The organism is Roseibium sp. R5 (genome assembly GCF_055755305.1).
Window position 1 is genome coordinate 4301120 of record NZ_CM146910.1, and the last position, 21026, is coordinate 4322145.

Here is a 21026-nt window from a genome sequence, read left to right on the forward strand (position 1 = left end):
TCAGGCCTGTCCGTCCGCGTCCTTGACGTCGAACTCCGGGCTTCGCAGCTCGTGGGCCAACCGGTCCAATACGCCGTTGACCAGTCCCGGTTCATCATCCTCGAAGAACGCTTTAGCAACATCGATATATTCGGAGATGATCACCTTGGCCGGCACATCCCGGCGCCGCAGAAGCTCATAGCCGCCAGCGCGCAAGATGGCCCGAAGCAGGCTGTCGATCCGCTTGAGCGGCCAGTCTTCCTTCAAGGCAGTATGGATGTAGGGATCCAGCAACTTCTGGTCCGCAACAACGCCGGCCAGGATGTGCTTGAACCATTGCTCGTCGGCGTCGCGATACTGTTCGCCGTCGATTTCCTTGCCCAAACGAAACGCCGTGTATTCACTGACAACATTGGTCAGCGGTGCGCCGCCGATATCCATTTGATAGAGAGCCTGAACGGCAGCCAGACGGGCAACGCCACGCTTGTTGGCGGGGCGGGTTGCATTATCGTTTTTTTGTCGTGCCGGTTTGTCCGGGTCGGCCTTTCCGGTCATTTTTCTTATACTCCGAAGCGCTCGCGCAGGGCGATCATGTCAAGAGCTGCCCGAGCCGCTGCTCCGCCCTTGTTCTTGTCGCCAACCTTTGCGCGGGCCCACGCCTGTTCGTTGTTTTCGACTGTCAGAATACCATTTCCGACAGCAAGGTCTGCATCGACGATCAAGTCCATGATCACGCGGTTCGATTCATTTGCCACGATGTCGTAGTGCGTGGTCTCTCCGCGGATCACGACCCCCAGAAGAACAAAACCATCATAGAGCGCGCCCTCGTTCTCCATGGCAGTCATGGCCATCGACAACGCTGCCGGGATCTCCAGCACACCGGGGACGGCCACACGCTCATAAGTCGCACCCGCCGCTTCTAGCGTTGCGATAGCGCCTTCGGCGAGGGAATCGGCGAGGTCGTCATAGAAGCGGGCTTCAATGATCAAGAGTTTCGGTGCAGCGCTCATAGCTTGATCCTTTGTAAGGCCGCGACAGGAACCACGTCTGCCCCGGTTTGTCCAGTGTCATTCCTGCAAGACCGTTAAGACCGGACGGCATAGCTGCCATCTGGTTCCGCCGATCCGATGTGCTCGGGTCCAGGCTTCAGATCTGCTTGAAAGTGTTGGGACCGTCCCCTACCCGGTCTTGGTGAATTCCGCAAGACGTGCCGCATAGCGCGCCATCATATCCACTTCCAGATTGACGAGGTCCCCGGCCTTGCTCTCTGACCAGTTGGTCACTTCCAGCGTGTGCGGGATCAGAAAGACGGAAAACAAAAGCGCGTCGACCTCATTGACGGTCAGCGATGTACCGTTGAGTGCCACGGATCCTTTTTTGGCGATGAACTTGGCGACATCCTGCGGTGCACGAAACTGGAAATAGACGCTGTCGGGATGATCTTCGCGCTTGGTGATTTCGGCAACACCGTCAACGTGGCCGAGAACCAGGTGACCGCCGAGCTCCGCCCCCATGGTCAGCGAGCGCTCCAGGTTGAGCTTTTGCCCCTCTTTCCAATCGGAGACATTCGTCAGCGCCAGGGTTTCGGCGGCAGACTCAACTTCAAACCAGTTTCCGCCTGAACTGTTCTCCTTGGCAGTCACCGTGTGACAGACGCCGTCACAGGAAATCGACGCCCCGATATCGAAGCTGTCCGTGTCGTACACGGTCTTGATGCGGGTCCGCTTGCCAGCCGGAATGTCCAACGCGGACTGAATCTCGCCGAGGTCGGTCACAATACCGGTGAACATGTCAGGCTCCACTCTTTCTGAGGTAAGTATATCGGTCGGCCCCAAGATACCCGGCTCCGATTGAGGCAAATTGGGGGTCCGTCAGGACATTTGCAAGATCAAGGTCATGCAAGGCAGGTATGCCTCCCTCGCCAATCTCGATGTCTCCGGTGACAACACAAAGATCGTCCACCAGCCCGGCGTCCAGGAAAGAGGAGGCAAGCCGTGCGCCGCCCTCAACCATCACCCGGGTCACGCCGCGCGTTGCAAGAGCGCTCAAGATCACATCCGGGTCGATGCCGGAAGGTGTGGCCGGTACGCGGATGATATTGACACCGGCAGCGGCCAGCGCGTTGACCTGATCGGCATCCGCACCGTTTCCGCATATCAGCCAAACGGGAACGTCCACACAGGTCCGGACAAGCTTGGAATTGAGCGGAAGCCGGGCTTGCCGATCGACCACAACCCGAACCGGTGAGCGGGCATACAGCCCAGGCAACCGGCAGGTCAGTTGCGGATCATCGGCCAGCGCCGTGCCAATGCCAACCAGGATCGCGTCTGATGCTGCCCGAAACCCATGGACCATGCGCATGGAGATCGGCCCGGATATCTTGATCTGACCTTCCCCTTCCCGCCCAATGAAGCCGTCTTTTGACACTGCGAGCTTTAGGAAAACGGATGGCCGATGCCGACGCTGCCGGTAGGTGAAACCTCGGTACAGATCTTTGAGGGCTCGCTCCCGCACGCCTGTGACAACCTCAATGCCAGCATCCTGTAGCATGCCGACACCCCGCCCGGAGACACGCGGGTTCGGGTCCAGCATTCCGACAACGACCCGCGATACACCCGCCTCGATGAGCGCCAGCGAACATGGCGGCGTGCGTCCGTAATGCGAACAGGGCTCCAGGGTAACGTAACACGTTGCGCCTTTGGCCAATTCACCGGCCTGGTTGAGGGCGTTGACTTCCGCGTGTGCCATTCCGGGCCGGGACGTGACCCCGCGTCCCACAAGCACAGGGACGCCGTCGGAGTTTTCCTGGACGATCATCGCGGCGACAGACGGATTTGGCCAAACGCGGCCAAGCCCTCGCCGGGCCAGCCGTTCAGCGGCCGCCATGAACCGGTTGTCGGTTTCTGTAATTGAAGACATAAGCGCGCCGGAAATCAGTCTTTGTCGGAGACCGGTGTCACTGGATCGCTCAGCTCATCGAGGAGAGCTTCGAAATCCTTGGCCTCACGGAAATTCTTATAAACGGATGCGAACCGGACATAGGCCACGTCATCAACTCCCTTGAGCCCTTCCATGACGTGGTTGCCGATCGTCTCGGCAGTGATCTCGCTTTCGCCGGAGCTTTCCAGCTGGCGTACGATGCCGCTCACCATGCGCTCGATCCGTTCTGGATCGACCGGGCGCTTGCGCACAGCGATCTGAACGGACCGCATCAGCTTTTCGCGATCGAACGGCACCCGGCGGCCGGACCGCTTCAGCACCATCAACTCACGCAGCTGTACACGCTCAAATGTCGTGTATCGGCCGCCGCAGGTGTTGCAGATCCTGCGGCGGCGAATGGCTGTGTTGTCCTCGGTGGGGCGGGAATCCTTTACCTGGGTCTCCTCGCCGCCGCAAAACGGACATTTCATATGTCAAAGCTCCTGAACGAGCCGGTCCTTACCCGTAAATCGGGAACCGTGCTGTCAGTGCTTCTACCTTGGCTTTGACTGCTGCTTCAACTGCCGCGTTGCCATCTTCACTGTTTGCAGCCTTCAAACCGTCCAACACTTCCGTGATCAACAGGCCAACTTCGCGGAATTCTGCGACACCGAAGCCGCGTGTTGTCGCCGCAGGCGTGCCGAGGCGGACACCAGAGGTGATCATCGGCTTTTGCGGGTCGTTCGGAACACCATTCTTGTTACAGGTGATGTTTGCCAGACCGAGAGACTTCTCTGCATCGCGGCCCGTCAGCATTTTAGGACGCAGGTCCACCAGCATCAGGTGCGTGTCGGTGCCATCGGAGACAATGTCCATGCCGCCTTCGCGCAGAGTTTCGGCCAGAACCTGAGCGTTTTCACGAACTGCACGGATGTAGCTTTTGAAATCGTCCGTCAGGGCTTCACCAAACGCCACCGCCTTCGCGGCGATTACGTGCATCAGCGGACCACCTTGTAGACCCGGGAATACCGCGGAATTGATCTTCTTGGAAATCTCTTCCTTGTCGGTCAGCACCATGCCGCCACGTGGACCGCGCAGGGTCTTGTGGGTCGTGGTGGTGGCAACGTCGGCATATGGGAACGGGCTGGGATGCTCGCCAGCGGCGACCAGACCAGAAAAGTGCGCCATGTCGACCATCAGATACGCGCCGACCTCATCCGCAACTTCGCGGAACTTGGCAAAATCGATCTGACGCGAGTACGCAGACCCACCGGCGATGATCAAGGCCGGCTTGGTTTCGCGAGCCAAGGCTGCCATTGCGTCATAGTCGATCAGACCTGTTTCAACGTTCAGGCCGTACTGTACAGCGTTGAACCACTTGCCGGAAAGGTTCGGCTTGGCGCCGTGGGTCAGGTGGCCACCTGCATCCAGGCTCATGCCGAGGATGGTGTCGCCCGGCTTGATCAGCGCAAGGAAGACCGCTTGGTTCGCCTGGCTGCCGGAGTTCGGCTGAACGTTGGCAAAGCCACAGCCAAAGAGCTTCTTTGCGCGATCGATGGCAAGGTTTTCCGCCATGTCGACGAATTCACAACCGCCATAATAGCGCCGGCCCGGGTAACCTTCGGCGTATTTGTTGGTCAGCACAGAGCCCTGCGCTTCAAGAACGGCACGTGACACGATGTTCTCAGACGCGATCAGCTCGATCTCATGTTGCTGGCGGCCGAGTTCCTTTTCGATGGTGCCGAAGAGTTCCGGATCTGCTTCAGCAAGACCGCGGGTGAAAAAGTCCGACTGAACGGATTGATCGGAGGATTCCATCAAAGACATAGCACCATCCTTATTGTGTTGTATCTGTGTCGTAGCGCAGTTTCGCAGGCCGGATTCTTTGCAGATCCTTGGTCCTCTCACCGCTGTGTGGCGTGGGAGTAACACAGCCTTGGGGTGGAACCAAGAGCAACAGCGACGCAGGGCTTCTTGAAACCGGCATGGTTCGGTTTCCAACGCAGCCTGTACTTCTCCTAGGGGAAACTCTCAGTTTATCGACTCCCTTGATGTATTTAACTAGTAGAATAAATTTCCTCCAACTTTATCCAGGCCCGGTCCACGTCCTTTAATTGTTTCCAAACGAATATGAAAACTAATACGAGCTAGGGGATCGACTTAGTAACTTGTATTGGGCCCGGGGACATGAAGATACTTGACTGGCTGAAAGACAAGCAGAACCTGCCCACCATGGCCTATAGCCTCGGGTTGGGTCTCATTGCTTTCGCCGTGACTGCTATCTGGGTTGCGGATACAAGGTTTCTTGCTGACCAGCATCGCATCGGTGCCGAAGTAAACTTGGCAGGCCGGCAGCGCATGCTCAGCCAGCGCATCGCTATGGTCGCTCAGGACATGAGCCGGTTCGAGCGTGTCAACGGAGCCAGCCCAAGTTTCACGTTGATCGGTTGCGCTGACCAGATGATGCGCGCGCACACCGCACTTCTTTCAACGGATATTGACCGGATCAAGAAGGCACTTGGCGAGGGCATCAGCTGCCATGTCGGCGCTGCTGAAGATGTTCCGACAGGCGATCTCTCGCCGGCTCTCCAGGGTGCGTTTTTTGGCGGAAATTATCCGCTTGACCCCTTGCTGCGGGACTTCATCAACCGGGCCGTCTCTGTTGCACAATCAGAACCGCCCCGGCAAGAAGACATCGACGCTATCGTGCGGATGGCCAATCTGGAACTGCCGGTGAAACTGAACACACTTGTGCGTGTGTTTCAGGATGAGGGCGAGGAGTCCCTTCATGCGTTGGATCGCTTCATCACCGCAATGTGGGCTCTGACACTGCTTCTGATCCTTTTGGAAATTGTCTTCATCTTCCAACCGATGGCACGGAAGATTCGCGAAACGATGGCGCAACTTCATAAGACGTTGGGCATCTCGGAAAAGCGCGGGATCGAGCTGAAAGAGGCCAATGAGCAGCTCCTGGAAAGCATCCACTACGCGCGCAAGATCCAACAAGGTGTGCTTGCCGATGTCACGGACATGCGCACATCGGTCAAGGATGCTGCGATGCTGTGGGAGCCTCTGCAGGTCGTCAGCGGCGACTTCGTTTGGTCTTCGGAAGTCGATGGCAAAACAGTGTTTTTCGTTGCCGATTGTACCGGGCACGGGGTTCCCGGCGCACTTTTGACCATGGTTGTCTCTTCTGAGCTGAAAAAACTTCTGGACCTTGGAGAACTCGCGGATCCTGAGCGATTGATGCTGGATCTCGATCGGGGTGTCCGTCAACGCCTCGGTCAAGATCGGCCTTCGGATGCGGGGAACGATAACCAAACGTCCGATGATGGCTTTGAAGCCGCCTTGGCAATCTATGACCCCGCCGAAAACACCCTCACCTTCATCGGGGCTGGTATTCCGCTCTATGTTCAATCTTCGGACGGCATCAAACGGATCCCGGCCGACCGGCACCGTCTCGGTTATCGCAGCCTCCGCCGCCCGGAAAGCTTCAAGGTGCATCATTTGGACGTCGAAGAAGACGAAACCTTCTATCTGGCGACGGACGGAGCAACCGATCACATTGGCGGCGAACGCAAACGCGCCTTTGGCCGGAAACGTTTGTTCGAGGTCCTGGAGGCCAATGCCTACGCAGACCTCGAAACCCAACTTTCAAAGCTGAAATCTGTCCTGGAGGACTATCGCGGCTCAGAGCCCGCACGGGACGACTACACGGTTCTGGCGGTAACGCCACGTTCAAACAATCCAGCGCACAAGCAGGCAGCTGAGTAGGAGGCCGAAGTGCTCGCAAACGACATGTATTCATTCAAACAGGAACTCAACGACCGGAAAATGCTGTTTGCATACTCCGGTTACCTTTCGGAGCACCTTCTTGAGTCGCTCGGCAATTCCGTCAAGCAGCAAATGGAGTTGAAGAACGCCGAAAGCAAAGTGGCCAAAAGGGTCTTTTCTGTCTTTGTGGAGCAGGTCCAAAACATCATTCGGTATTCTGATGAGCAGGAATTCCTCTCAGAAACCAAGGCCGACCGTCTTTCCGGCGGCGTCGTTGCCTTCGGCCATGAACATGAGCGGTTTTTCGTGATTTGCGGCAACCCGGTGCCCGGCTCCGAGGCCGACCAATTGCGAACCCGTCTTGAAGAAATTGCCAGCATGGACGAAGTGACTTTGCGCAAGCATTATCGAACGAAGTTGCGCGAAGAACCGGAAGAGCAAAGCGAAGGTGGGTCGATCGGCCTTCTGGAGATCGCACGGCGGGCCACCCAGCCGCTGGAGTTCGATTTCCATGAAATCGAAGGCAATCGCAAATTCTTCGTGCTCAAAGCATTCATCTAAAGAGAGAACGAGAACAAAATGACAGATACGTCTCTTAAGATCGAAGCAACCTCCCGCTCCCCGGAAGTCCATTTGGATGCTGCAAACGGCACGTTGTCCATGTCCGGTGAAAGCTACCCGGAAGATGCAAGCGCTTTCTTCGGTCCGGTGTTTCAGGCCGTTGCCGAACACGTGGCTGCCTCTGAAGGACAAGCGCTGACGGTCGACATGCGGTTCATCTATTTCAATTCTTCAAGCGCCAAAGCCATCATGAACCTCTTTCAGATGCTGGAAGAGGCTGCTGAAGACGGCAAAACCATCACCATCAACTGGTACTTTGATCCTGAAGACGACATGATGGAGGAGATGGGCGAGGACTTTGCGGAAGACTTCGAACATGCCACATTCAACTTGAAGCCGGAAACAGAGGACGCATGACCGAGACCTCCAGAAAAGCCGAAACAGATTTCACGCTCTTCGACAGCGAAGACCGCGTGCTGGAACATGCCAGCACGATCCTTGACGGCCTGGAGGAAACGACTGACCTCATAAAAACGCTCACGACGGCTTACAAACGGGCAGTCAAAGACCAGAAGCGGATGGTGCGCCTCTGCGATCGGATGCAGGAGGAGCTGATCGCGGTCAAGGAACGCCTGGAAGGCGAAGTCAAAGCCCGCGCGGAACTCGCCGAGCAATTCCGCATGCAGGCGATTACGGACGGCCTCACGCAGGTTTTCAATCGCGGCCACTTTCTGGAACTCTGCAATCACGAGCTTAAAGCGCGCAGCCGGACCGAAGCACCGCTGAGTGTTGCGCTTTTGGACATTGATCATTTCAAGTCCATCAACGATACCTACGGGCATGCCGCCGGTGACGAAGCGCTGCGGGTTGTCGCGCGTACTCTTGAAAACAGTCTCCGGCAAAGCGATGTCGTGTGCCGGTGGGGCGGCGAAGAATTCAGTCTTCTGATGCCGCGGACAAATTCTGAAAATGCCTCTGGTTTGGCGGACCGTCTGCGCAAAACCCTCGCTGAGATAGTTATCAAAGAAGGTGGCACGAGCTTCTCTTTGACCGCGAGTTTTGGGGTAGCCACCATGGTAGGGCCCAATCCAGCATGCAAGGCGACCGGCGCTGACGCCATTGATCTGTTGTTCAAAGATGCAGATGACGCGCTCTATGAAGCCAAAGGCGCAGGCCGGAACAAGGTTATTACGGCTAAGGCCCGTTTTCTGGAAACCGCTGAAGCCGTCGACTAACGGCATGCACTATCGCGGCCAATGCCCGTCCAGATATCTCGTTTTCAAATCACAAAAAGTATCGCCACTGCACGTTTCAATACAGTGTCGGGTCCCGGTCCTTGTTAGCAAGTTCAGCTGCACGCACCTGCTCGACCCGGCGTTTTAGCTTGCGGACGGCAAGCTTTTGTAAGTCACTTTGCAAAGCAGAAGATGGGCCGAACATCGACACTTCGACGCCAGTCGCAGCATCTATCGCCGTGACCTGCACCTGCTTTCCCATCGGCCTGAACTCGATATAGATTTCGCCTGCCCTCGGACCGCGATTCATCCGGCCTGAATCCTTTGCTGGTTCAAAAGGTCCTTCTTCTGCCTCAATAGACACGAAACGCCGGCCTCATCAAGACCGGCGTTCCAGAACCATTCGTGACTTGCGTACGTTCCTAGAGGCGGGCTTGCTCGCCAGTGCCGCTGAGGTCATCACGATTGTAAATGTCTTCGCGGAAATGAACCACGCCGTCTGAGTTCGCCCAGGCGGTAACATAAGTCATGTAAAGCGGGATAGAGCGCTTCAGCTTCACATCTTCCCGTTCACCGGTCCGAATGACTGAATCGACCTTGGTGCGGTCCCAATCCGGTGTCGTGGATTGCAGCAGCCAAGTCACCAGTTCCCGGACGTTTTGAACGCGCACGCAACCGGATGAGTGGAACCGGTAGTCTTCACCAAACAAGGTCTTGGACGGCGTATCGTGAAGATAGACCTGGTGTTTGTTGTGGAAGTTGATCCGCACGGACCCAAGCGAGTTTTCTTGTCCCGGATCCTGGGTGAAGCGGTACTGAGTCGCTTCGTCCGTATTCCAGTCAATCTGCTGCCACGCCACTTCCTGGTTGTCGCGCCAGTTGAAGATCCGGATCTTGTTGCGAGACAGATATTCCGGGTCTTCCTTCATCTTCGGGATCAGGTCCTTGCGGATGATGGAAACTGGCACGGTCCAATAAGGGTTGAAGTTCAGCTCATAGATCTTACTGTTCAGGATCGGCGTTTGACGGTCGATCTTGCCGACGACGGCGGTATGGCGCGAACGGACACGGCCATCTTCTACCGCTTCGATCTCAGCCGCCGGAATGTTCACCATCACATACCGGTCACCGAGATTGCCGGACATAGACCGGACCCGGACCAGGTTGGTTTCGAGTTGGCGCAAGCGCACGTAGGCCGGGATGTTGAGCGCCTCAACGGTGCTCTCGCCCATCACCCCATCCGGAATCAAACCGTGACGAAGCTGAAAGCGCCGCAGCGCCGCATCAACATAAGAATCGAATGTGTCGGAAAGCCCGGATTGCTGCTCCAAATCGCCAGAAATAATCAGGCGTTGGCGCAACTGCACAACGCGCGGGTCTTTCATACCGATGCGCAGCGCTTTGCCGCCCGTGGCCACCGTGCCCCATCCACCCATTTGCACGATCGACTGATAGCGTGTGATCGCAGCGCCGATGTAGTCGACCGTCGTTGGAGACAAGGTCGGGGCGTATGACTTCACCTCGGTGATGTTGTCCGTTGCGATATCGAAGCTGTCGGCCCATTCAAGGTCCTGCCCCGCAGTCCGGAAAGACTGCTGCGCAGACGCAGATCCCGTGACCACTACTGGCGCGGCCAAACCAAGGAGCATCAGCCCGTTTTTCCAAAATTTGGCGTTCAACTTGAAAGAAGACTTTGTCCCAGCCGAAGCGGAAAAAAGTGTCATTGCCGACCCCACAGTGCTGTGTACAAGGCGCCATCCGGCGCATTCATCGTCAATCCGGTTCAACGGTCGTTGACCTCGCCGGTAGATTACCGGCTCACGACCATTATGGGTACTGCAGCAAAGTTAACAAATTCAAAGACAGCTCACCCGCCACGATTTAACAGCCCAATGGCCATTCCATTGTGTCCACATGATGTCGGATTCGGCCGACCGCAAGCCGATCACGAATTTGTCAGCCGATTAAGTGCCTAAAAACAAAAGCACCGCCACTTGGGCGGTGCTTTGTCATCTGGATACGCCGTGAATTGATCAGAGGCGATATAGAATTTGGTCGGTCCAGAACCGCTCGAGACGGCGCAGCGACTTGTTCAGTGTAACAAAGTCTTGCGGGCCGATTTCACCAACCTGCTCAACGGACAGAATATGGCGCTCATAAAGATCATTGACGATCTTTGCCACTTCCTGGCCCTTGTCGGTCAGGCTGACCCGGACGGACCGGCGGTCCATGCGCGAGCGCTGGTGGTGAATGTAACCGGTCTCGACCAGTTTCTTCAGATTATAGGACACGTTGGAACCGAGATAGTATCCACGGGTCCGCAGTTCACCAGCGGTCAGCTCGGCATCGCCAATGTTGAACAGCAACAACGCCTGAACGCTGTTGACATCCGACCGGCCCATGCGGTCGAACTCGTCCTTGATGACGTCCAGCAAACGCCGGTGCAAACGTTCTACAAGTGTAAGAGCCTCGAGGTAGAGCGGCTTGATGGCCACTTCTTCCTCTTCACCCTGTGACACAGCATCGACTGCCCTACTTGCGGTGATCATGTGATTGCGCCTCTTTTTGTACCTGTCATTCGACGGATATTTTCCCGCCTTGATGCACAATCTACAGAAGCGATTCTAAAATCCGCTTAAGAGACACACTGAATCAAATATTAACTTCCACAAGGTGTTTTAGAGGCCGATTTAATATTTGATTTACTATGAGCCCCTGAGAAATTTGACAATAGCAGAGAAATCCAAGGATTCCCCGCCCTGGTTGCAGAAGAGCGAATAGAGCGACGCGGCTTCTGCACCCATCGGTGTCGCTGCGCCCGAGGAATGCGCGGCCTCCTGAGCCAATTTTAAATCTTTCAACATCATGCCCGCGGCAAAGCCTGGCTGGTAGTCACGGTTGGCAGGAGATGTGGGCAACGGTCCGGGCACCGGACAATAGGATGTCAGCGACCAGCACTGACCGGATGCGGTTGAGGAAATGTCGAACAGCTTCTGCGCATCAAGGCCAAGGCGCTCTGCAAGCACAAAAGCCTCCGAGACGCCGATCATGGAAATGCCCAGGATCATGTTGTTGCAAATCTTGGCCGCCTGCCCAGTTCCTGCACCGCCTGCATGGACGATCGTCTTACCCATGACATCGAGATAGGGCTTGGCTGCTTCAAAAGCGCTGCCTTCTCCGCCCACCATAAACGTCAGTGTTCCGCCAGCGGCCCCGGCAACACCACCTGAAACCGGCGCATCGACCATCGGCATGGACTTTTCCGCCGCCGCAGCGCTTACCGCCCGCGCGCTGTCGACGTCAATCGTGGAAGAATCAATCAGAAGGGTTCCGGCCTTCGCGTTGTCCAGGATGCCGCCTTCGCCCATGTAGACCTGACGGACATGCTTGCCCGCCGGGAGCATGGACACAATGACATCGGCCTCAGAGGCCAGTTGAGCGACATCGGATGCCGCCTCGCCGCCTTCGGCTACAAGAGCGTCGATGGCTGCCTTCGACATGTCAAAGCCCAGGACCCGGTGCCCTGCCTTTGCAAGATTGATGGCCATCGGGCCGCCCATGTTCCCAAGACCGATAAAGCCAACCGTGGTTGCCATTGTTTTCTCCCATGACGATTCTTTTCGTATTTTCAGATTTATAGGCCGGCTTGTTGATGCTCCGGACCAAGCCCTTCAAAAGTTGAGTCAGCTGGCGCCAGCACAACTCCCTGCATCAAGCCGTTGCCGTTCGGTTCTCGCGGCGCATCAGATAGGTGAGCCCCGCAAAGATCAATATGGTCAAAAGGTAGAAGGCGATCTCATAAGGACGGCGGCCATAAAGATCAGAAAAAGCCGTGTGCATGACGATCTGGCAAAAGCACCGGAAGATCCACATGACCGTTCCCCAGGATACGGTCAGCCAAAGGCCGATCGCCGCCACAAGGTCCAGCACCGCGAAGAAAACAACGGCACCTTGAATTGCAATCGGCATTTCCCAGAACCACATGCCGCGCCATTCAACGATGCCAATGATCCGGGCCCAATAGATGACGCCTCCGCCCATCAGAAGCAGTGCCATCGCGCGCAGATACCAGATCAGCACGGTGCTCCAGGGCGGGCGCGAATAGAAGAGGTCCTGAAAGCTCGTGATCATGGCCGGTCCGTTTGTGCGTTAGAGCGGCAAGTCTCCGCCTGCCGGTTCCCGGAAATACGCTGCCAGGTCTTCCTTGTCCACTTGATCAAGACTTGAGGGAGACCATTTCGGGTCTTGATCCTTGTCGACAAGCACCGCGCGCACGCCTTCGTAGAACTCTGAGCCTTTGAGGATTTCGGAGACAATACGGTATTCGAGTTTCATGCATTCGTTGAAACTCAACTCCCCGCCGCGCTGCATTTGCTCAAAGGCAATCAGCACGCTGGTCGGGGATTTTTGCCGGATTGCCTGAGCAGCCTTCAATGCGAACTCGTCGCCGCTCTCATCCAGTTTCGCCAAAATTACATTCACACTACCTTCTGAAAAGCAGCGCTCAATCGTATCCGCAGCCGCCATCAAGGGACCAGGTTCGGCCTCAACCTTGTAGCGGCTGAGAACCGCGTCTACATCGGCGGTCTCCGCCAGCGCGGCTTCTATGGCTGGCAAGTCTTCTTCTTGGACGGCATGGGTCAGCACACCCGTTGCCAGTGCATCGCCCTGCTTCAAACGGCCAGCGGACAAGGCGCAATAGACACCGGTTTTCTTTGGCATGCGCGGAAGAAAATAAGTGCCGCCAACATCCGGGAAAAACCCAATCCCGGTTTCCGGCATGGCGAACATTGTCTTTTCCGTCCCGACACGGTGGCTGCCATGAGCCGATACGCCAACGCCACCGCCCATCACAATGCCATTGATGAGGGCGATATAGGGCTTGGGATACGCCTTGATTTGCGCGTTGAGGAGGTACTCTTCCTTGAAGAACTCTCCGAGCCCCTCCATCTCGCCGGCCATCTTCGCATCATAGATGCTGCGGATGTCACCGCCGGCGCAGAATGCTTTTTCACCGGCCCCGGTGATCACCACATGGGCAACGTCCGGATCCTCCGCCCACGCGGTCAGCTGAGCCGCCAGCGCAGAGCACATCGGATGGGTTAGCGCATTCAGCGCCTTCGGCCGGTTGAGGGTGACAAATACGGCCTTGCCGCGCTTTTCAAACAGGATGTCGCTCACTGCATGTCCTCAGGAAACTGGAAAAGTGGTCGTGTTTTCGCCGTGAGAAGACGGTCAGTCTTTCAGGAGATGCCGTGAGATGATCAAACGCATGACCTCATTGGTGCCTTCCAGGATCTGGTGCACGCGAACGTCCCGCAAGAACCGTTCGATCGGGTAGTCCCGCAAGTATCCATAGCCGCCATGCAGTTGCAGCGCGTCGTTCACCACCTTGAAACCGGTGTCCGTTGCCAAGCGCTTGGCCATGGCCGCAAACTTCGGCGCATCCGGCGTTTTCGCATCCACCTCGGTTGCCGCCTTGTAAAGAAGCATGCGCGCGGCCTCCAACTCGGTTGCCATATCGGCAAGTCGGAACTGAAGTGCCTGGAAAGCCGTCAGCGGTTTGCCGAACTGCTTGCGCTCCCGCATGTAAGCAATCGCCTGGTCGAGGCATTCCTGTGCCGGGCCGATCGAGCAGGCACCGATGTTCAAACGCCCGCCATCAAGCGCAGCCATTGCGATCTTGAAGCCTTGACCCTCGACACCGATGAGGTTGGACTTTGGAACACGGCAATCCTGGAAGTTCACCTGCGCGGTCGGCTGGCTCTTCCAACCCATTTTCACTTCGTTCGCGCCAAAGCTGAGGCCCGGTGTGCCTTTTTCAACGAGCAGGCAAGAAATCCCGCCCGGCCCTTCGTCACCGGTCCGGACCATCACCGCATAGAGGTCGCTGACACCACCGCCCGAAATGAAGGCCTTGGAGCCGTTGAGGATGTAATGATCTCCATCATCCTTGGCTGTGGTCCGCAAGGCGGCGGCGTCCGAGCCTGATCCCGGCTCGGTTAGGCAGTAGCTGGTCAGCAGCTCCATGGTGCAGAGTTTCGGCAGAAACTTCTGGCGCAGGTCTTCATTGCCGAACGTATCGATGATCCAGGCGACCATGTTGTGGATCGACAGGTATGCAGCGGTCGACGTGCAACCCTTCGACAGTTCTTCAAAGATAAGCGCTGCGTCCAAACGGGTCAGAGCGGAGCCCCCGACATCGTCCCGGACATAAACCCCGGCAAGTCCGAGTTCGGCCGCTTTGCGCATGACAGGAATTGGGAAATGGCTGTCTTCATCCCACTGCGCGGCGTGCGGTGCGAGTTCTTCCCGCGCAAAGCTTGCCGCCATATCACGAATTGCCCGCCGGTCTTCGTTCAGTTGAAAGTCCACGATATCCTCCCGGGAGCCTGCACGGCCGATTCTAGCCATACAGGATGTGTTTGATTTCTGACGCGCATAAAACCACATTTGACGCAAACGTCAAACAATCTCTTTTTTGTATTTAATTTCAGTTGTTTTACAGAATGTTGGACGTCAGAAATCTGCGTGATAATGTGGCACAAATGTCCGGCGGACATCCGATCTGATTTTGTCACCTAAGTGCAGGCCCGTTTTATGCCGTCCCACCGCTCTCTTCCGCCCATCACATCCGATCATATGGACTCGCTGCTTGCCGGCACCCGCATGCGCCGCAACCGGCAGACCGACTGGTCCCGCCGGCTCATCCGGGAAAACACCTTGACCGTGGATGATCTGATCTGGCCGATCTTCGTCGTGGATGGCGAGAACATTCGCCAGCAAGTCCCGTCCATGCCGGGCGTGGAGCGCCTTTCTGTCGACGAGGCTGTGCGTGATGCCAATCTTGCGGCAGAGCTCGGTATTCCGGCGATTGCGATTTTTCCATACACCGACCCGGACCTGCGCGACGACAAGGGCTCAGAAGCCCTCAACCCGGAAAACCTCACCTGTCAGGCATGCCGGGCGATCAAGCGCGAAGGTCTGAACCTCGGCCTGATGACGGATGTGGCGCTGGATCCCTACACAAGCCATGGCCATGACGGGCTGATGCACGGCGACAGCATCTTGAATGACGAGACCGTTGATCAACTCTGCCGTCAGGCGCTCAATCAGGCCGAGGCCGGATCCGATGTGATTGCCCCGTCCGACATGATGGACGGACGGATAGGTGCCATCCGGCAGGCACTCGACACACAAGATTATCGTGGTACGCAGATTATGGCGTATTCCGCCAAATATGCCTCCGCATTCTACGGCCCGTTCCGCGACGCGGTTGGCTCATCCGGCACCTTGAAGGGCGACAAACGCACCTATCAGATGGATCCAGCCAACACGGACGAAGCCTTGCGCGAGGCAGAGCTCGACATTGCCGAAGGCGCCGACATGATCATGGTGAAACCCGGCATGCCGTATCTGGACATCGTCCGGCGGCTGAAGGACGAGTTCCAGGTGCCGACCTATGCCTATCAGGTGTCCGGCGAGTTCGCGATGATCAAGGCGGCGAGCGGCAACGGCTGGCTCGACGGCGACCGTGCCATGATGGAGAGCCTTCTCGCCTTCAAACGCGCCGGCGCCGACGGCATTCTCAGCTACTTCGCGCCCACCGTCGCCAAGTTGCTGGCGGGTCGGGACTGAGGTCCGCTAACAGGCAATTGCCGTCCCGGCCTTCGAGCCGGGGCCACTTTGGAAAAAAGCCTGCCACGGATGGGTGGTTCCGGATCAAGTCAGGCAAAGGCTTTTCAAGCGGGGCAACCAAGAAAGTGAATACTGCAGGGACCTTGCTAGTCTCTGTGGTCATCACAGCAATGAGTTGATTGTCTGCTCCTTAAAGACAGAAATTTGCGATTCACGGAGCTCATCCCCATATCCAGCTCATCACGAATTGGAGAGCTTATTTCATGTCCGCCGACACATCGTCCCGATCCTCCAGGCAAGACGCATTTGATCCGCTCCTGCAACCGGAGCTGTTTGAGGGCGTGCGCAGCCGCCGGATTTTCGCTTTCATTATCGATGCGTTCGTGATCACCCTGCTGACACTCGGGGCGGGCATTCTGGTGTTTATTCTCGGCGTCTTCACCCTGGGTCTTGGCTTTCTGCTTTACGCAATCCTGCCGGTGTCCGTCGCGCTGATTTATGTCGCGTTCACACTGGGCGGACCAAGCGCCTCCACGATCGGTATGCGCGCGATGGGTCTTGAGATGCGGCTTTGGTATGGCGCAAAACCCTACCCGCTGCTGGCCGCCGTGCACCTGTTGCTGTTCTGGTTTTCCATCTCCCTGCTCACGCCGTTCGTGCTGCTGGTATCCCTGTTCTCGGACCGCAAGCGCCTGTTGCATGACCTGATCCTGGGGACTGTGGTGATCAATTCGGCCTACCACCGGGCCTACACCCGCGAGCATTCCGCTGCTGCGTGATTTCTTGCTCAAAGAAAAAATGATCTTTTTTCAATGCTCTGCATGAAATATGAGCAGCGTTCCGGGTGTGAATTCGAAAGGTGAGCCCTTCCAAAGCCCAAAGCGGCTGGTCTAAACTGCGAAAAGAAATGGGCAGTTAGGATCTAGGCGGGTGAATGCTCTCAGTTGATATCGCGATGGCGTTGACCTTTGTGGTCCTGACCGCCACCGTCGTCTTGTATGCGCTTGAGCGTTACCCGATCGAAACGGTCGCGCTCGGATCCGTCACCAGCTTCATTGTAATATTTTCGCTGATACCGGTCTTTCACAGCGACGGATCGCGCGTTTCAACGGGCGATTTTCTGGAAGGCTTTGCCAATCCGGCCCTCATCACTGTCATCTGCCTCCTCGTTATTGGTCAGGGCCTGTTCCAGACAGATGCCCTGGAAGGCCCGGCCAAGGCCATCGTCCGCTGGACCCGCGGCCGGTCTAAATGGGCGACTGCTCCAATCCTGCTGGCCGTCGCCGTCCTCAGCGCGTTTTTGAACAACACGCCAGTGGTTGTGATGTTTCTGCCGATCCTGACCGCTGTCGCGGCAACAGCCGGACAATCGGCCTCGCGGGTGTTGATGCCGCTCTCGTTCATCGCGATCCTGGGCGGCATGACCACACTGATTGGGTCTTCGACCAACCTCTTGGTGGCCAATTACGCGGCGCAGTCCTCGGATCTGAAGCTGACCTTCTTCAGCTTCACCCCAATCGGGATCATGGTGGCCGGTGCCGGTATCCTCTACGTTTTGTTCGTCATGCCGCACCTGATGCGCAATCGCAAAACCATGGCTGAAGAATTTCAGGCAACGTCCGGCAAGCAGTTCATCGCCCAAATCGAAATCACCTATGAGCACCCGCTGGTCGGCACCGAAGCCGTCTCCGGCATGTTTCCAAGCCTCAAGGACATGACCGTCCGCCTGGTTCAGCGTGGTCAGCAACCGCTTCTTCCGCCCTTTGAGAATGTCATCCTGTCTCCGGGCGATACCGTGATTGTGGCCGCAACCCGCACCGCACTTGCGAATGCTCTGGCACGGCGCCAGCCGTTGATGGAAACCGATGGGGGCGAGACCAATGTAACCGGCCGTGAGGCCACGCCAAACCAGGATAGTTCCCTCAGCCTTGCGGAAGCTGTCGTTGCGCCGGCTTCGCGCCTTATGGGGCGCACACTGCCGCAATCCGGCTTCTATACAGAAACCGGCTGTCTTGTGATGGGCATTCAGCGCCGCAGCCGCATGCCGCGCATGGCCATGAATGATATCCGCCTGGAAGCAGGTGACGTTCTGCTAGTCGCAGGTTCTGAAGAAGATATCGCACGGCTGCGCGGAAACCGCGATGTCCTGCTGCTTGATTGGTCGACGGCAGAAGTTCCACGCAAACGCTATGCGCCGAGAGCATTGGCGATTTTTGCCTGCGTTGTCGCGCTCGCGGCCTCAGGCCTGATACCGATTGTGTCCACAGCCGTTGCCGGGACCTTTGCCATGATCGCCTCCGGATGCCTCAACATCCGTCAGGCCATGCGAGCCATCGACAGCCGGATATTCATGTTGGTCGGTGCCTCGCTTGCCGGGGCGGTCGCCCTGGAATCCACCGGGGGCGCCTCGGCTATTGCCATGTCACTTGCCGACATCCTTCACGGCAGCCCGCCTGGCGTCGTCCTGTCCGCCTTGTTCTTTATGGTGATGATCCTGACGAACTTCCTGTCGAACAACGCGGCCGCGGTCCTCTTCACACCCATTGCCATCAATCTCGCTGATCAGATCGGCCAGCCGCCAGAAGCCTTTATTGTCTGCCTGATCATTGCCGCGAACACGTCGTTTGCCACGCCCGTTGGATATCAAACCAACCTGATTGTGATGGGACCCGGACATTACCGTTTTGCTGATTTCCTGCGTGCTGGCGTCCCGCTGGCGCTTGTTTTATGGTTGACCTTCTCACTGATCGCACCATGGTACTATGGGCTGTGAGGGACGACTTTTACGCCGTAGGAATAGCTGGTGACACGCCACCCGACCGACCATCCGCAGTTTTATCTGACTGCCCCCGCGCCCTGCCCCTATCTTGAGGGTTTGCAGGAGCGTAAGGTGTTCACGCATCTCGTCGGCCACGGCGCCCCCGCGCTCAACGAAGTGCTCACACAAGGTGGTTTCCGGCGCAGTCAGAACATCGCCTATCGTCCGGCCTGCGAGAACTGCCAGGCTTGCGTTTCCGTGCGTGTTCGCGTCGACGACTTCAAGTGGACAAAGTCGCTCAAGAGGGTTTGGAAATCCGGGGCGGATGTCATCGGAGCGCGCCTTCCGCCGAGTCCATCGGCCGAGCAATATGATCTTTTTCGCGATTACCTGCAGGCGCGCCACGAAGACGGCGGCATGACCGAGATGAGTATCCTCGATTACGCCATGATGGTGGAGGATACGCATGTCGAGACGATGGTGATCGAGTATCGCAAACGCGGACCGGATACATTCATAACAGGCGCCGGGACTGGGCCGCTGCTTGGCGTTGCTTTGAGCGACCAACTCAGCGACGGCCTGTCGATGGTGTATTCCTTCTACGATCCGGCCTTCACCGAGACCGCGCTCGGCACCTATATGATTCTCGATCACATCGAGCGCGCACGAAAACTCCGCCTGCCCTACATCTATCTCGGTTATTGGGTCGATGGCTCGGTCAAGATGGCGTACAAGGCGCGCTTCCGGCCACAAGAACATCTTGGGCCGGACGGCTGGACGACAGTCGACGCGCCGAGTGGACCCGGCGACTCAACAAAAGACTGACGCTTCCTACGGAATGTGCTGACGGATCGACGTGAAGACATCGCGGAACATGTTTTCGGTCAAACGCCCTGTATTCGTGTTGTACCGGGAGCAGTGGTAACTGTCGAACAAGACAAGATCCGTTCCCGGAAGTTCATGACGCCCATTGTGTGAAAACGGGAATTGGGCCCGTTTCAATTCCAAAGCGGTCAAAAACGTCTCGTGCGCAATCCGACCAAGTGCCAAGACCGCCCGGATAGACGGGTTGGCTGCTAGTGTCGACAACAAGTAAGGTCGGCAGGTCTTTATTTCGGGTCCGGTTGGTTTGTTCTGCGGCGGCAAACAGCGCACGGCGTTTGTAATCAGCGCGTCAGTCAGCACCAATCCATCGTCCGGCCGCGCTTTGTACGTCCCCTCGGCGAAACCGAAATCCAACATGGTCTTGTAGAGGAGATCACCGGCATAGTCGCCGGTGAATGGGCGCCCGGTCGCATTGGCACCGCGCATGCCCGGCGCCAGTCCAATGACAAGCAATCTCGGGTCTGGTGACGTGAAGGACGGCACCGGCGCATTGAACCATTCGGGATGCTCGGCCTGAAGACCTTCCCGAAATTCAACCAAACGAGGGCACGCCCGGCAATCCAGAGGCGGATCGACGGGCGTAGCCTGAACATCATGGACCGGCATCTAACCGCTCTTAGTAATCGTCGTCTTCATCCTCGTCATCGACCTCCGGCATTGGAGGACGCTGAGGACGTTCGGACGGATCCCTGCCGATTTTGTTGGCAAGACTTGCCAGATCGATGAAGTGATCGGCCTGACGGCGCAGATCATCGGCAATCATCGGCGGCTGTGTTTTCAAGGTCGATACAACACTGACCTTGCGGCCTTTGCGCTGAAGCGCTTCGACCAGTGAGCGGAAATCGCCGTCACCGGAGAAGAGCACGATGTGATCCACGGATTCCACAAGTTCCATGGCATCAACAGCAAGCTCGATATCCATATTGCCTTTGACTTTGCGGCGTCCCGCACTGTCAACGAACTCCTTCACAGGCTTCGTGATGACCTTATAGCCATTGTAGTCGAGCCAATCGATCAACGGGCGGATGGAGGAATATTCCTGATCCTCAATCAGCGCCGTATAATAGTAGGCACGCAACAGATAGGCCTGGCCTTGAAATTCCTTCAACAGACGCTTGTAATCAATGTCAAAGCCGATGGCCTTGGCAGTCGAATACAAGTTTGCACCGTCGATGAACAAGGCAACCTTTTCTCGTGCATCAAACATTTATATTGAAACCCTTCTAAGTGGTATGCGCATCCTGTTTGAGGCCGCTGACCCGAGTTTCCTTCCCACC

23 protein-coding genes are annotated in these 21026 nt (G+C 56.9%); 8 read left to right on the forward strand and 15 right to left on the reverse strand.

The window, feature by feature from the left end; translation table 11 throughout:
- The 6 genes from nusB to glyA form a co-directional block, all read right to left on the reverse strand.
- Entirely contained in the window at positions 1 to 534 is a 534-nt protein-coding gene (nusB, locus tag AC0J4F_RS19995; RefSeq protein ID WP_473024453.1) for a transcription antitermination factor NusB, read from the reverse strand.
- A gap of 5 nt (positions 535 to 539) precedes the next feature.
- Positions 540 to 989 carry a 6,7-dimethyl-8-ribityllumazine synthase gene (gene ribH / locus AC0J4F_RS20000; protein ID WP_133950554.1) on the reverse strand — a complete coding sequence of 150 codons (450 nt, stop codon included), beginning with the start codon at positions 987 to 989 and terminating at the stop codon, positions 540 to 542.
- 168 nt (positions 990 to 1157) lie between these two features.
- Positions 1158 to 1769 (reverse strand): riboflavin synthase, encoded by a 612-nt coding sequence (locus AC0J4F_RS20005; protein WP_473024454.1) that lies wholly within the window; start codon positions 1767 to 1769, stop codon positions 1158 to 1160.
- Position 1770: 1 nt separating this feature from the next.
- Positions 1771 to 2898, reverse strand: a complete 1128-nt coding sequence (gene ribD / locus AC0J4F_RS20010; protein WP_473024455.1) for a bifunctional diaminohydroxyphosphoribosylaminopyrimidine deaminase/5-amino-6-(5-phosphoribosylamino)uracil reductase RibD — start codon at positions 2896 to 2898, stop codon at positions 1771 to 1773.
- Positions 2899 to 2912: 14 nt separating this feature from the next.
- On the reverse strand, positions 2913 to 3389 hold the full coding sequence (gene nrdR, locus AC0J4F_RS20015; protein WP_133950560.1) for a transcriptional regulator NrdR: 477 nt from the start codon (positions 3387 to 3389) through the stop codon (positions 2913 to 2915).
- A 28-nt stretch (positions 3390 to 3417) separates the two neighbouring features.
- Positions 3418 to 4725 carry a serine hydroxymethyltransferase gene (gene glyA, locus AC0J4F_RS20020; protein ID WP_422024387.1) on the reverse strand — a complete coding sequence of 436 codons (1308 nt, stop codon included), beginning with the start codon at positions 4723 to 4725 and terminating at the stop codon, positions 3418 to 3420.
- A 360-nt stretch (positions 4726 to 5085) separates the two neighbouring features.
- On the opposite strand from glyA, the gene AC0J4F_RS20025 reads away from it, so the two are divergent.
- From AC0J4F_RS20025 to AC0J4F_RS20040, 4 genes are read left to right on the forward strand one after another with little or no spacing between them, the layout of a single operon-like run.
- Entirely contained in the window at positions 5086 to 6672 is a 1587-nt protein-coding gene (locus AC0J4F_RS20025; RefSeq protein ID WP_473024456.1) for a SpoIIE family protein phosphatase, read from the forward strand.
- Positions 6673 to 6681: 9 nt separating this feature from the next.
- Positions 6682 to 7233: a SiaB family protein kinase gene (locus AC0J4F_RS20030; protein ID WP_133950564.1), complete on the forward strand. Its 552-nt coding sequence runs from the start codon at positions 6682 to 6684 to the stop codon at positions 7231 to 7233.
- 18 nt (positions 7234 to 7251) lie between these two features.
- Positions 7252 to 7650, forward strand: a complete 399-nt coding sequence (locus tag AC0J4F_RS20035) for a DUF1987 domain-containing protein (protein WP_133950566.1) — start codon at positions 7252 to 7254, stop codon at positions 7648 to 7650.
- Positions 7647 to 8468: a GGDEF domain-containing protein gene (locus tag AC0J4F_RS20040; protein WP_133950568.1), complete on the forward strand. Its 822-nt coding sequence runs from the start codon at positions 7647 to 7649 to the stop codon at positions 8466 to 8468. The genes AC0J4F_RS20035 and AC0J4F_RS20040 overlap by 4 nt, the downstream gene beginning before the upstream one ends.
- A gap of 76 nt (positions 8469 to 8544) precedes the next feature.
- Here AC0J4F_RS20040 and AC0J4F_RS20045 read toward each other — a convergent pair whose 3' ends face one another.
- From AC0J4F_RS20045 to AC0J4F_RS20075, 7 genes are all read right to left on the reverse strand, one after another.
- Positions 8545 to 8778 (reverse strand): DUF6898 family protein, encoded by a 234-nt coding sequence (locus AC0J4F_RS20045; protein WP_133950570.1) that lies wholly within the window; start codon positions 8776 to 8778, stop codon positions 8545 to 8547.
- A gap of 112 nt (positions 8779 to 8890) precedes the next feature.
- The gene (locus AC0J4F_RS20050; protein WP_209177522.1) at positions 8891 to 10117 is read right to left on the reverse strand and encodes a L,D-transpeptidase family protein; all 1227 of its coding nucleotides are present in this window, start codon (positions 10115 to 10117) and stop codon (positions 8891 to 8893) included.
- 384 nt (positions 10118 to 10501) lie between these two features.
- Positions 10502 to 11017 carry a transcriptional regulator LdtR gene (gene ldtR / locus AC0J4F_RS20055; protein WP_008190274.1) on the reverse strand — a complete coding sequence of 172 codons (516 nt, stop codon included), beginning with the start codon at positions 11015 to 11017 and terminating at the stop codon, positions 10502 to 10504.
- 156 nt (positions 11018 to 11173) lie between these two features.
- On the reverse strand, positions 11174 to 12064 hold the full coding sequence (gene mmsB / locus AC0J4F_RS20060) for a 3-hydroxyisobutyrate dehydrogenase (protein ID WP_473024457.1): 891 nt from the start codon (positions 12062 to 12064) through the stop codon (positions 11174 to 11176).
- Between the two features lie 115 nt (positions 12065 to 12179).
- Positions 12180 to 12599, reverse strand: coding sequence for a DUF6163 family protein (locus AC0J4F_RS20065; protein WP_133950576.1), 420 nt, complete (start codon positions 12597 to 12599; stop codon positions 12180 to 12182).
- Between the two features lie 18 nt (positions 12600 to 12617).
- Positions 12618 to 13649 carry an enoyl-CoA hydratase/isomerase family protein gene (locus AC0J4F_RS20070; RefSeq protein ID WP_473024458.1) on the reverse strand — a complete coding sequence of 344 codons (1032 nt, stop codon included), beginning with the start codon at positions 13647 to 13649 and terminating at the stop codon, positions 12618 to 12620.
- Between the two features lie 54 nt (positions 13650 to 13703).
- The gene (locus AC0J4F_RS20075) at positions 13704 to 14843 is read right to left on the reverse strand and encodes an isobutyryl-CoA dehydrogenase (RefSeq protein ID WP_473024459.1); all 1140 of its coding nucleotides are present in this window, start codon (positions 14841 to 14843) and stop codon (positions 13704 to 13706) included.
- Positions 14844 to 15110: 267 nt separating this feature from the next.
- Here AC0J4F_RS20075 and hemB point away from each other — a divergent pair, with 267 nt between their 5' ends.
- The 4 genes from hemB (at position 15111) to AC0J4F_RS20095 (ending at position 19689) form a co-directional block, all read left to right on the forward strand.
- Positions 15111 to 16106 carry a porphobilinogen synthase gene (gene hemB / locus AC0J4F_RS20080; RefSeq protein WP_473026452.1) on the forward strand — a complete coding sequence of 332 codons (996 nt, stop codon included), beginning with the start codon at positions 15111 to 15113 and terminating at the stop codon, positions 16104 to 16106.
- 263 nt (positions 16107 to 16369) lie between these two features.
- Positions 16370 to 16885, forward strand: a complete 516-nt coding sequence (locus AC0J4F_RS20085; protein ID WP_473024460.1) for an RDD family protein — start codon at positions 16370 to 16372, stop codon at positions 16883 to 16885.
- A gap of 155 nt (positions 16886 to 17040) precedes the next feature.
- Positions 17041 to 18879, forward strand: coding sequence for an SLC13 family permease (locus AC0J4F_RS20090; RefSeq protein ID WP_473024461.1), 1839 nt, complete (start codon positions 17041 to 17043; stop codon positions 18877 to 18879).
- Between the two features lie 30 nt (positions 18880 to 18909).
- Complete coding sequence (locus AC0J4F_RS20095; protein ID WP_133950583.1) at positions 18910 to 19689, forward strand: arginyltransferase; 780 nt, start codon at positions 18910 to 18912, stop codon at positions 19687 to 19689.
- A 6-nt stretch (positions 19690 to 19695) separates the two neighbouring features.
- Here AC0J4F_RS20095 and AC0J4F_RS20100 read toward each other — a convergent pair whose 3' ends face one another.
- Together AC0J4F_RS20100 and AC0J4F_RS20105 are read right to left on the reverse strand one after the other, a co-directional pair.
- The gene (locus tag AC0J4F_RS20100; RefSeq protein WP_473024462.1) at positions 19696 to 20355 is read right to left on the reverse strand and encodes a uracil-DNA glycosylase; all 660 of its coding nucleotides are present in this window, start codon (positions 20353 to 20355) and stop codon (positions 19696 to 19698) included.
- A gap of 10 nt (positions 20356 to 20365) precedes the next feature.
- Positions 20366 to 20956 (reverse strand): LabA-like NYN domain-containing protein, encoded by a 591-nt coding sequence (locus AC0J4F_RS20105; RefSeq protein WP_447234364.1) that lies wholly within the window; start codon positions 20954 to 20956, stop codon positions 20366 to 20368.
- Positions 20957 to 21026: the final 70 nt, after the last annotated feature.

Coding starts and splice junctions, on each gene's coding strand:
- AC0J4F_RS20065 (WP_133950576.1), bottom strand. CDS start 12,599: ATGATCACGAGCTTTCAGGACCTCTTCTATTCGCGCCCGCCCTGGAGC.
- AC0J4F_RS20100 (WP_473024462.1), bottom strand. CDS start 20,355: ATGCCGGTCCATGATGTTCAGGCTACGCCCGTCGATCCGCCTCTGGAT.
- ribH (WP_133950554.1), bottom strand. CDS start 989: ATGAGCGCTGCACCGAAACTCTTGATCATTGAAGCCCGCTTCTATGAC.
- AC0J4F_RS20050 (WP_209177522.1), bottom strand. CDS start 10,117: ATGCTCCTTGGTTTGGCCGCGCCAGTAGTGGTCACGGGATCTGCGTCT.
- AC0J4F_RS20045 (WP_133950570.1), bottom strand. CDS start 8,778: ATGAATCGCGGTCCGAGGGCAGGCGAAATCTATATCGAGTTCAGGCCG.
- AC0J4F_RS20005 (WP_473024454.1), bottom strand. CDS start 1,769: ATGTTCACCGGTATTGTGACCGACCTCGGCGAGATTCAGTCCGCGTTG.
- hemB (WP_473026452.1), top strand. CDS start 15,111: ATGGACTCGCTGCTTGCCGGCACCCGCATGCGCCGCAACCGGCAGACC.
- AC0J4F_RS20085 (WP_473024460.1), top strand. CDS start 16,370: ATGTCCGCCGACACATCGTCCCGATCCTCCAGGCAAGACGCATTTGAT.
- AC0J4F_RS20035 (WP_133950566.1), top strand. CDS start 7,252: ATGACAGATACGTCTCTTAAGATCGAAGCAACCTCCCGCTCCCCGGAA.
- AC0J4F_RS20090 (WP_473024461.1), top strand. CDS start 17,041: ATGCTCTCAGTTGATATCGCGATGGCGTTGACCTTTGTGGTCCTGACC.
- ribD (WP_473024455.1), bottom strand. CDS start 2,898: ATGTCTTCAATTACAGAAACCGACAACCGGTTCATGGCGGCCGCTGAA.
- AC0J4F_RS20040 (WP_133950568.1), top strand. CDS start 7,647: ATGACCGAGACCTCCAGAAAAGCCGAAACAGATTTCACGCTCTTCGAC.
- AC0J4F_RS20105 (WP_447234364.1), bottom strand. CDS start 20,956: ATGTTTGATGCACGAGAAAAGGTTGCCTTGTTCATCGACGGTGCAAAC.
- ldtR (WP_008190274.1), bottom strand. CDS start 11,017: ATGATCACCGCAAGTAGGGCAGTCGATGCTGTGTCACAGGGTGAAGAG.
- nrdR (WP_133950560.1), bottom strand. CDS start 3,389: ATGAAATGTCCGTTTTGCGGCGGCGAGGAGACCCAGGTAAAGGATTCC.
- mmsB (WP_473024457.1), bottom strand. CDS start 12,064: ATGGCAACCACGGTTGGCTTTATCGGTCTTGGGAACATGGGCGGCCCG.
- nusB (WP_473024453.1), bottom strand. CDS start 534: ATGACCGGAAAGGCCGACCCGGACAAACCGGCACGACAAAAAAACGAT.
- AC0J4F_RS20025 (WP_473024456.1), top strand. CDS start 5,086: ATGAAGATACTTGACTGGCTGAAAGACAAGCAGAACCTGCCCACCATG.
- glyA (WP_422024387.1), bottom strand. CDS start 4,725: ATGTCTTTGATGGAATCCTCCGATCAATCCGTTCAGTCGGACTTTTTC.